Origin of the sequence: Actinoplanes sp. NBRC 103695 (assembly GCF_030269485.1) — a bacterium.
Classification (GTDB): Bacteria; Actinomycetota; Actinomycetes; order Mycobacteriales; family Micromonosporaceae; genus Actinoplanes.
Map to the genome: position 1 here is coordinate 1 of NZ_BSTL01000078.1, position 7,758 is coordinate 7,758.

The 7,758-nt window shown below is 68.8% G+C and carries 6 protein-coding genes and 1 pseudogene; 3 read left to right on the forward strand and 4 right to left on the reverse strand.

What is annotated here, in order from left to right:
• Positions 1-265 precede the first annotated feature (265 nt).
• Positions 266-934, reverse strand: a complete 669-nt coding sequence (locus QSK31_RS48135) for a TetR/AcrR family transcriptional regulator (RefSeq protein WP_352244858.1) — start codon at positions 932-934, stop codon at positions 266-268.
• Between the two features lie 100 nt (positions 935-1,034).
• Between QSK31_RS48135 and QSK31_RS48140 the strand changes: the two genes are divergently transcribed.
• Positions 1,035-1,961 (forward strand): NADP-dependent oxidoreductase, encoded by a 927-nt coding sequence (locus tag QSK31_RS48140; RefSeq protein WP_285691934.1) that lies wholly within the window; start codon positions 1,035-1,037, stop codon positions 1,959-1,961.
• Positions 1,962-2,303: 342 nt separating this feature from the next.
• On the opposite strand, the gene QSK31_RS48145 is transcribed toward QSK31_RS48140, so the two are convergent.
• Positions 2,304-4,664, reverse strand: a complete 2,361-nt coding sequence (locus tag QSK31_RS48145; RefSeq protein WP_285691935.1) for a Tn3 family transposase — start codon at positions 4,662-4,664, stop codon at positions 2,304-2,306.
• Positions 4,665-4,687: 23 nt separating this feature from the next.
• Between QSK31_RS48145 and QSK31_RS48150 the strand changes: the two genes are divergently transcribed.
• On the forward strand, positions 4,688-4,822 hold the full coding sequence (locus QSK31_RS48150) for a hypothetical protein (RefSeq protein WP_285691938.1): 135 nt from the start codon (positions 4,688-4,690) through the stop codon (positions 4,820-4,822).
• 86 nt (positions 4,823-4,908) lie between these two features.
• On the opposite strand, the pseudogene QSK31_RS48155 reads toward QSK31_RS48150, so the two are convergent.
• A pseudogene (locus tag QSK31_RS48155) lies at positions 4,909-5,361 on the reverse strand (DUF4158 domain-containing protein); the annotation flags it as partial.
• Between the two features lie 850 nt (positions 5,362-6,211).
• Between QSK31_RS48155 and QSK31_RS48165 the strand changes: the two are divergent.
• On the forward strand, positions 6,212-7,006 hold the full coding sequence (locus QSK31_RS48165; RefSeq protein WP_285691936.1) for a carbon-nitrogen hydrolase family protein: 795 nt from the start codon (positions 6,212-6,214) through the stop codon (positions 7,004-7,006).
• A 17-nt stretch (positions 7,007-7,023) separates the two neighbouring features.
• Here the strand turns inward: QSK31_RS48165 and QSK31_RS48170 are convergent, their stop codons facing one another.
• A complete protein-coding gene (locus QSK31_RS48170; protein WP_285691937.1) occupies positions 7,024-7,239 on the reverse strand; it encodes a hypothetical protein in 216 nt (71 codons plus the stop codon).
• Positions 7,240-7,758 lie beyond the last annotated feature (519 nt).

Genomic DNA, 7,758 nt, shown 5'->3' on the forward strand with positions numbered 1-7,758 from the left:
CTGACGAATACCTCTGGGCGTCGGCCCACCCGGCACCACCCCTCTCAACAACGAGAAGGACAGCCTGCCCGAAACACCCTCAGAACCGACGGATTACACGGCCAACGTTCAAAGACGAGGCACTAGGGAGTGCAGCAGCTCGGCGGCGTCGCTGAGCTGGTCGAGCATGACGGCGGCGCCGGTCACGGCCGGTGTCGGGGTGGCGGAAGACCATCTCGTGGCCGACTCGCGTGTGCACAGTAACGGTGAGCTGATGCTTCACACCTCAGGATGCTGGGCGCTGCTGCAAGTGCTGTCTGACTGGTAGTGGGATGAGAACTGCGGTCGGTTGTGCGCGCATGCCCTGCAAGAGGAGAGCAGCGAGGCGACGCACCTCGACAAGGGCTCGCCCGCTGTCGGGCACGGAGGGGTTGGGCGTCGCCGTCGCAGCCAGGACAAGCCAGAGGTCCTCGACGGTCAGGTCCTGCCGCACTGCGCCCTCACGACGTGCTCTGTCCACCAGTCGGGTCAAGGCGCGAACGTTCTGAGCGCGTTCGACGGCGAAGACCTTCTTCAAGGACGCTGATCCCAGCAGCGCGGCGTTGAACCCCCGGTCCAACGCCTGGCGGGTGCACACCTCCTCCACTACCGCGGTGATGCCTCGCCAGGCATCCGGATCTTCTGCTGCGTGTGCCACCGTCGCTACGCACTCACGAACCTGCTCGGCGAACGCCGCGACGACGAGATCTTCTCGTGTGGGAAAGTGCCGGTACAGCGTGGCCACTCCTAGCTCGCAACGACGGGCGAGTTCCCGCATCGTCACCTCCAGTCCCTGGGCTGCGAACGTCGCTCGCGCCACACCCAGGATGTGGGCCCGGTTGTGCCGGGCATCCGAGCGAGGCTGCTGGGATCGAGGCCTTTGAAGTCGGGGTTTCTGAGTCAATGCGTGCTCCACGCATCCCAGTTCAGCACAGACGGACGCCCTGTTCCATTTCGAGCGTTACGTTGCTCGGGCGGTGCAGTCGCACCAGCACCACACCCTCAAAGGACCGCTCATGTTCGCGCTGCAGTACTCCAGCTTCGGCCCCCCCGACGTCTTGACGGTCGGGCCCGCCGAGGACCCGGACGCCGGCCCAGGCGAGATCCGGATCGCCGTCCGGGCTGCCGGAGTGACACCGGGCGACGACCTGCTACGAGCAGGGAAGATGCGGCCGTCACTGCCCTGGCCGCACATCCCGGGAGTCGATGCCGCGGGCGTGGTGGACCAGGTCGGTGATGGTGTCACCGACGTACAGGTCGGCGATGAAGTCTTCGGCGCTGTGGACGTGACACGACTGGGTGGGGCCACCGCGCAGTACGCGGTCTTGCAGTTCTGGGCACCGCGACCTGTTGACCTGAGCTGGGAGCAGGCAGCCGCTCTCGGTACCAGCGCCGAGACCGCGACCCGCACTCTCGACCTGCTCGACGTTCGCAGCGGGACGACCCTGCTCATCGACGGTGCGGCCGGCGGCGTCGGTAGCGTCGCCGTCCAGCTCGCGGTTGCCCGGGGGGCGCGAGTGATCGGCACCGGTTCCGCCGAGAATCAGGACTTCCTACGCGGTATCGGCGCTCTCGCGATCACCTACGGGCCCGACCTGCCTGGCCGGGTGGCCAGGCTCGTTCCGGACGGTGTCGACGCGGCACTGGACATCGCCGGTGCGGGTTCGCTGGCGGACCTGGTAGCCATCACTGGCACTCCTGAGCGGGTTGTCACCATCGCTGATTTCTCTGCCGGTGATCACGGTGTCCACCTGTCGTACACCGGCTCGGGGGATCCGGACGGACGTGCCGGACTTGCCGTCGCCGCCGAGCTTGCCCGTACGGGCCGGCTGCACGTCCTGGTCCGGGCTACGTTCCCACTGGCTCGCGCAGGAGAGGCCCACGAACTCGCCGCCGCGGGCCACGGTCGCGGCAAGGTCGTGCTGCGAGTAATCGAAGACTGACGTCTGCGCGCGCAACTAGCGGTTGCGCGAATGCCAGGTGCATGTCTCCTGTTACAAGCCCCAGCCGAGGGCTGGAATGATGGCGGCCGAGCGTCCTCGTCGTGCACCCGGGCGGCGCGGGCATCTTCACGCTCTACGCCGACCAGGTCCAGAGCCATCGAGGTCCTGGTCGACGACCCCGCACGGTTCGTCAAGGCCGCCCTTGGCGGCGATCTTGCGCAGCTGTACGGCTGACTTCTCCGACAAACCGCCGATCGGATCCCCGTCCTGGGGACCCGTAGGACTCGACGCGGCAATCAGCCGCCGCCACCTCGCCGAGGCCCATGGCAATCGGCGGGCCAGCTACTGCTCATCCGCTGCGTCCGGGTCACGCAGCGGCCGGTAGGTGCGCCCGCCGAGGTCGGGCAGGGTGAACGTGTAGTGGCCGTGGACCCGGATGTGGTGGCGTACGTATGGCGAGAGCCGGGCGATGTCGGCGTCCAGCACCGGATAGCCCTGCCCGCGCAGCCCCGCCAGGGCGAGGTCCAGGTAGACGGTGTTCCACAGGGTGATGCAGTTCAGCACGAGGCCGAGTGCGCCAAGTTGGTCTTCCATGCCGTCGTGGTAGGCGCGGTGCAGTTCGCCGCGGCGGCCGTGGAAGACGTGCCGGGCCAAGTCGTGGCGGCCCTCGTTGAGGTTACGCATGCCCTTGATCTGGCGCCGATACGGCTCGTCGTCGACGAAGGTCAGCACGTGCCGGGTCTTGAAGATGCGCCCGTAGCCGGCCATCGCCTCGCCGAGCTGGGTGAGGTTCCCGCCGGCTGACAGCACCCGCAGCACGTCGTACGCCGATACCTGCCCGGTGTGGATCGACCCGGCGATGCGCAGCATGTCCGGCCAGTGCCGACGGATCCGGTCCAGATCGACGATCCCGCGGGCGGTCGCGTTCAACGGGCCGTAGTCGGCGGTTCGGTCGATGCGCCACAGCTTGGCATCAGGCAGGTCGGCCAGCTGCGGCCGATAGTCGAAGCCCAGCAGCTGCAGCAGCCCGAACACGACGTCGGAGTACGAGCCGGCGTCGGTGATGACGACCTCCGGGCGGCGGCCGCCGTCACGCCGGTACAGCAGGTCGATCAGGTGCATCGAGTCACGCGGGGTACCCGACAGCACCATCCCGGCGGTGCCGACGGCCTGGTCGCTGACCATGTTGAACCAGGTCGCACCGCGCCGCTGGCCGAAGTACTTCGGGTTCGGCCGAGCATGCACGGTCCGCACGGGGACCACGAACCGCATCCCGTCGGCCGCCGCGACCAGGCCGCCGCCCCACGCCTGGGCCAAGCCGATGCCGTCCTGGGCGTCGATCAGGACCGCGTTCGCCGCTGCGTAGGTCTCCGGCCGCAAGTAGGTGGCGTCGACGTGACTGATCCGGCCCCGGGTCAAAGCGGGGATCCCGTCGGAGATCACCGGCACGAACCCGACGTTCAGCGCGTGCGCGGTCAACGTCGCCGCGACCGTCACCGGCAGGTCCTCCAGCCGGGTGGCCGCCCCGGACAACGCGGTGAACGCGGTCGCGAAGCCGGGATACCAGGCCATCACCTCCAGGATCAGCTCGCTCAGGTCGATGCGCGGCAGCATCGCCTCCACCCGGCGGCGCAGGTCGACCAAGCTGGGCGGGTCCGGCACCGCGGTGACCTTCTGCGCGTGCAGCCGGCCCTCGTCGTCGAGGCGGGCCGCTGTGTCCGCGCTCAGCCCCGCCGCGACCTGCCGCCATGCCTCATCCAGCGCTACGGCGTGCCCGTCCAGCAGCTCGCGGGGTTCCTCCGGCAGCTGCAGCGCGTTCAACGCCGGCGCCTTCGCCTGCTGCCAGGCCTCGCCGTCGAGCAGCCGGGCCCGCGGGTCACCCCACCGTTCGGAGACCGCGGCGAAGATGTCACGCCGCTTGAGCCGCTGGTGGAACTGCTCGAGCACGCAGAATACGTACGCGGCCTTGTCCACCGTCCCCTCCGGGCGGTCCTTCGGGAAGACGAGGCGCTGCCACCAGCCCGACGGCACGACCTGCACCTCGATGCGGCGGGCGTCGAGGAATCCGGCGGCGACCTTGCGGCCCTGCCGGGCGTCGAGGAGCTCCGGCAGCCCGTTCACCGCGTACAGCACCCGCGCGGCGTCCGCGGTGGCACCGAACTCGATCACCTGGCACAGCAGCGGCACGAACCCGCGGACCGTGGCCATCCGCTCCAGCAGATGCGCCCGCCACTCCCCATCAGGGTCCGCATCTGCCGGCGGCAGGACCTCCGCGATCCCGGCGACCGCCGCCCGCAACTCGGCACGCGACACCACGCTCTCGATCGCGTCCCACACCTGCTCCAACCGGACCTGCTCGCCCCACTCGGCGGCCTCCAGCAGCACCCCGACCGCGGCCACCAGCTTCCCGGCGTGCCGCGACACCTTCGGATATCGGCGCAGCTTCTCCTTCTTCGACTGCCGCTCGGCCCGGCTCATCAGCTCTGTGGTCATCAGCACGTCGAACAGCTCCAGGGCGTCGTCGACCGATTTGGCCTCCAACGCCCGCACCGTGGCCAGCAAGGTGGCCAGCTTGCGCGGATACGGATGCCGGCGCAGTGTCGGTGCCTTCGCCTCCAGCCCGTACCGGGCCAGCTCCCCACACCCGCCGCCGCGGCACCACCCCCACATCCACAGCGCCCATCCCGAGCCCGGCGATCTCACCGGCGCGCTGCAACGCCCGGACCATGCCGGTGCCCGACGTCCTGGTCACCGGCGTACGCCACCGCTCCAACAGCGACAGCCGCGAGTTGGCCGGCACGTCGAGCAGATCCTCCAACAGCCGCGCCTGCTCCGCCGAGACCAGCGCGGACAACCGCTGATAGAGCCGGTCCGTGGCCTGCGCCCGGACCTGTGCCACCAACCGGGCCAAGGTGCTCACCGCCGGCAGCAGCACCTTGCGCTCGCGTAGCCAGCCCACGGCGGCGTCGAAGATCGCCTTCGGGCCGTCGCCGGTCGTCCACGCCCGGTCGTCGATCCAGCGGACCAGGTCCGGTTCCGCCGCGGCGAAGTCGGTGTACCCGTACGCCCGGACGATCTCATGCTGGTGCTCGAACCGGGTCTTCTCCCGCCGCAGGTATTCCTTGGCCACCGACGCATCGGCCGCACCGACCTGACCGGCCACGTAGTCGACCGCCTCGGTCGGCACGTCCAGCGGGTCGGCGAGGAACAGGCCCAACGCTCGCACCGTGGCCACCTGCAACCCGAACCCGATCCGGTTCTCATCACGCCGGCGATGCACGATCAGGTCCCGGTCGAAGTCGTCCAGGAAGAACAGGCCCTCCAACTCCGTAGGCGTCAACCCGACGGGGAACCGGCCATAACCGGCCGCCTGCTCATCAGAAAGAAACTCAACCGGCACAGCCCAAAACGCTACGAGACATCGAACAGGGTCGAAGCCGGGCTAACGGTCCGCCGATCCCGACGACCGGCGTACCCCGAACGTGGAGGAGTTCGCCCGCGCTCCAAGATCATCGCTAACGCCAGTTTCCGTTCCGATGCTCCTCAAGGGCCGAGACCGCGTTCGAGGTCGACCCTTCGGCGCGAGGGAAGGGTCACGGCCGCGCCTTGGCGCTTGCCGCCCGTCACTTGAGCCCGGATGGGCGGCCGGTCTGGGCTCAGTGCGCGCCGGGAAACGCCTCGAGTTTCAGGGCGCTGTTGGCGGCGGGCTATGTGCCTGTCGGCTCGGAACTGCTCCTGATGCCGTCTGCCGCGGGTTGACCACACTGCCGGGTGCCTGTGGACAGGCCCCGCAAAATGTCACACCGAGGCGCTACCTTCCGACCCACCCAGTGACAGGGGTGGGGGAGGCGGTGGCCGCGTGTCGTTTTCGATCTTGGCGTGAGCGTTCGGGCGTGCGGTTGCCCGCGAGGCGGTGCGTGCGGTGCGTGCGCGGTGCGTGCGGCGCGGTGCGTGCCGTGCGGTGCGTGCGCGGTGCGTGCGGCGCGGGGCGGTGCGCGCGGGGCGGTGCGTGCGCGGTGCGTGCGGCGCGGGGCGGTGCGCGCGGGGCGGTGCGTGCGCGGGGCGTGCGGTGCGTGCGCGCGTGGCGTGCGGGGCGGCGCGTGGGATGTGGCGTGCGGGTGCAGGACAACCCGGGGGCCGGGGACGGCCTGGAGGGAACGCCTGGCTGGGCGAGGGGGCGGGACCTTGCTGTGCGCGTACTCCGGAATTGGGGTTGGAGTCTTTGAAGTGAGCGCGCCTAGGCTCGGCCTATGCGTGTTGCGGTGTGTCAGCTGAATGCCCGGGATGATCGTGCGCGGAATCTTGCCGAGGCTCGCGGGCTGTTGGAACGGGCGGCCGCGGCGGGGGCCGAGCTCGCGGTGCTGCCGGAATATGTCGACTACCTCGGGCGCGGTAAGGGGATGCCGGCGCCGGAGGGGGTCGATGGGGAGTTCGCGGAGTTCTTCGCGGGCGCGGCGCGAGAGCTGGGGATCTGGGTGCATGCCGGGTCGTTCCACGAGGCCGGTCCGGATGAGGAGCACACCTACAACACCTCGCTGGTCTTTTCGCCGGCGGGTGAGCGGGTGGCGATCTACCGCAAGATTCATCTGTACGACGTGGAGATTCCTGGACGCGTCTCCTACCAGGAGTCACGGACCGTGGCGGCGGGGGACGAGGTCGTGGTGGCTTCGATCGCCGGGGTGCCCGTCGGCCTGTCCATCTGCTATGACCTGCGGTTTCCTGAGCTCTACCGGCGCCTCGCGGATGGTGGCGCCCAGGTGGTCGTGGTGCCGGCGGCGTTCATGATGCACACCGGGCGTGACCACTGGGAGGTACTGCTCCGTGCCCGGGCGATCGAGAACCAGTGCTACGTGGTGGCGGCGGGACAGATCGGTGACCACGAGCCGGACCGGACCTGCTTCGGGCGGAGCATGGTGATCGACCCGTGGGGGACCGTGGTGGCGCAGGCGCCGGACACCGTGGGCGTCGTCACGGCGGATCTGGATCTGGCGCGTGTGGAGAAGATCCGGACCGAGGTGCCCAGCCTCGCCAACCGGCGGCTCTGACCCGTTTCTGGCCGGCTTCAGATCTGGGCGAACAGGTAGCTGACCACCGCGATGCCGACCAGGGCGCCGCCGACGAGGAGCATGGCGCCGCCCATCCGGGACGGGCCGCGGCGGAGCAGCTTGAACGTCGAGACCGCCAGCGTCACCAGGACGAGCAGGCCGATGACCAGTTGCCACAAGGGCGAGAGCAGGCCGAACAGCACATCGTTGGTGGGTGCCGCGGGTTCGGTCATGGGTGCCACTCTGGCACGGAGGGGGGCCGATTTGCGTTCCGCCAGTCCGGTCGAGTAACTTTCTCCACGGCACACGGAGCCGGACGAAGAGGACTCTTCGGACGCTCGATGAGCCACCGCGGAAGTCGTGCGCTAAGCTCGACGGAGGCACCGGGCGAGGCAGGATGCGAAGTACGGGAAACCGGATTTGCGCCAGCGAGACCGACCGGGTAGAGTACAACGAGCCGCAGGAGCCGGGCACACGGATCGCTAGACGATCTAAGGCCGGTCTGACGGACAACCCGAATGACTAAGCCGCTTCGAGCGGTGTGTGTCAGTGCGGGTTCTCTGAGCGAAGCTCAGGGCAAATGGAGCGTTAGCCCCAGGAGCGAATCTCTAATCGAGATTCGGATCTTGGTGTGTGGTTGTTCTTTGAGAACTCAACAGGGTGCTTGATAAGCCAGTGCCAATTATGGCGAGGTTTTGTTTTGCCTCGTGATTCCTTTGGCAACATGATGTTTTTGTTGCCGGGACATTTTT